Below are 2,581 nucleotides of genomic sequence, written 5' to 3'. Positions count from 1 at the left end.
ACCGAACGGCCCAGCGATCCTGCAGATCACGACACCTGATGCAGCATCACCCAAGCACCGCCGGATGACACCAGCCGCCTAATCAATCGACGTTGCACCGGAGACAGCCCTCTCGTCCCGAATCCCACCCTGAACGAGGACCATAACCAGTACGCCGTCGCAACGAAAGAGCAGGACCGAGGATAACTGACTATCCACAACCAACACGGGCACGTCGCTGTGCATATGTGGAAACAGAACACCGAGCAACTTAACTACGCGGCATTGCCCCAACAAGCCCGTAAGTTTCACCAGTTCGTCACGCCACTCGGCTATCAGCTCAGCCGTCACGTCCCGCATCATGCTCGGTCAACGACAACTCCGAGACACGGTCACAAGGTCTCCGGCTGTAGTACGAGGTGCCTTGCTGGTCGGGCCTGTTGGAAGCGTGAGAACTCCCATCATCCCAGGTCAGCAGGCACCTCTTCTCGTCTCCCTCCCCAAAGGGCACCCGTCACGCGGTGGATCGAAGTTGAGGGCTCACTTTCTCGCCACCCCCCTCGGGACAATCAGTAAAGGTAGCCCAGTGCGATAGAGACGGTTGTTACTAAAGGTGACCATATTTGCGAGCTCTGGATGCGACTCGAGATCAGCAACGGCAATTCCCGCTTGCTCTTTAGCGAAATCTGAAACGAGCGCAGGATCGACGGACACGTCTGAGGTTGGCTCCCCACCAAAACACGAACGAGGTGGCACGTCATACTCTTGAGCTCCTGTCCCGCCCGCACGAGATGCTGCCCACGCAGCCCAGTTCACCAGATCGTCATAGTAATCTTTGGCGATTCGGCGAAACTCGCCATTCTGATGGCCGTTCCGATCTAGCCATCCGATTAGTCTAGCTATTGGATCCATTTGCCCCTGGAATACAGCATCATCGATCTCTAACCTGGAACAAGGGAGCGCCCCCTCCTCATGCTTCCATGCAGGAGTGGGTTTGGCCCACGAAAGGGTCGGAGCATAAGACCTGCGAGGCTTGACCCTCATTTCTATCGCGATCCCCATTTCGCATATTTGATGCGAAATCGCCCTCTGCTCCTTTATTGCTTGCGCCCAAATCGTACGCTTCATACGGAGGCCGGGATCCCTCACCCTTCCCGCTGCGCCCAGCATTCGATTCGATATTTCGTTTGCGTAAATGAATTCTGGCGGCAAATCCGCTGCAAATACAGGATTAGAGATCGTCTCCCACTTCTTTCTGCTGCTGAGCCAGACCCTAAAGACGTCATTCCCTACAGTGATGGCCTCCTCGTAGTCTGTCAGTTTTTGATAATATATGCCTATATTAGGCACTCCACCAATCCCCTCCTTGCTAATTGGTGCATGCTTGTCCAGCATACGCTTGGCGAGAATTGTGAGATTAAAAAGATCTTCCTTGTCGCGTTCAAATGCTTTGCGCTGTTCAGGATCAAGGGAGTTAAGCTTATCTGGGTCTCTTTCGAGTTCATCCACGGATTCGGTAGAACGGCCGGTCCTCCCTTGGAACATGGTTCTGGCAAGACCACGGTGATCATTCTGCCATCGGCGCCTTGTGTGAGATTTCCTATGAAAAGATCCAGCCACATGATGGGCGGCATGGATCAGCTCATGGGCAAGACCTAATTCTGGCGCCAGCAGCGTGTCATCTATCAGATAGACGGACCTAGGGTGGAAGCTCACTACAGCGAACGTCCCGTGACCGCGCTCGTCCTCGTCTGGATAAACATTAAGAGAGTAGGTTTTATTCAGGCCGCTTTGACAGCTCTGAATAATTAGACAAGTTATGTCTGCGCGACTTCCTCCCTCCCCGCTCTCCGCATAGAATGCATTCAGTCGTCGCCCATTCATTCTTAGTTCATAATCGTCAAATCCATACTCCCACTCAAACGGCCCGCCAAGGTCCGGTATTGGTTGACATTTTCCGAAAAAGGTGACTAATCCCTTCCCTGTGGATGTGCTCTCGATGAGTCTAAGTAATCCGTCGACCTCACTATAGAATTCCGACTCCTCCAGTTCGATTAGCCCTGGATAAACGTCCCACTCCGGAAGGGATCCCCAGAACCTTAAGAGTTCGCTATACAATTTTCGATAATGCGCCGGGGAGGATACTGCCGCCACTCCTGGGCGAATTTCCTTTCCTTGTATTTTCTGTGGTTGTCCAAGCCATTCAATATATACCGTGCGCCATGCTGTCGCTGGGGGAGGGGCGGGAAGTCGTACGGGCTTCCAGGGCCACCTTGGAACGGGGGGCATGATTAGTTCCCATCCTTGCTGTGATGTTCCGCAAGTCACTCGATTGAGCCACATGTCCTCACCTTGGCGTTTATGCTGCCTGCCGGTTTGAAGTGATCTTGGCAGTGTCTGTTTTGCTTTGTTTTCCGACGGGGTGTTTGCCGGCTGGGTGTCTGTTCTTCGAGCCGGCTGGTCGGCCGGGGCCGGCCTTGTTGGGTTTCGGTGCGCCGGCCGGCTGAGGCGCTTTCTGGCGGAGGCGGCGAAATCCTCGGCGGACGCGGGCTGGGGTGAGACGGCCCGGCTTCGCCGGGCGTTCCCAGGGCTTGCGGAGATC

At 54.7% G+C, this 2,581-nt stretch carries 1 protein-coding gene and 1 pseudogene; both read right to left on the bottom strand.

Annotated elements, in window-relative coordinates; all coding sequences use genetic code 11:
- Positions 1–519: 519 nt before the first annotated feature.
- Positions 520–2,133 (bottom strand): hypothetical protein, encoded by a 1,614-nt coding sequence (locus tag ACIQU6_RS44350; RefSeq protein ID WP_403488361.1) that lies wholly within the window; start codon positions 2,131–2,133, stop codon positions 520–522.
- 205 nt (positions 2,134–2,338) lie between these two features.
- Positions 2,339–2,581 (bottom strand): annotated as a pseudogene (locus tag ACIQU6_RS44345) (transposase); the annotation flags it as partial.

The organism is Streptomyces sp. NPDC090442, from assembly GCF_044769405.1.
Taxonomy (GTDB): Bacteria; Actinomycetota; Actinomycetes; order Streptomycetales; family Streptomycetaceae; genus Streptomyces.
The sequence above is the reverse complement of the archived record's forward strand: the minus strand, read 5'-3'. Positions and strand labels throughout refer to the sequence as shown.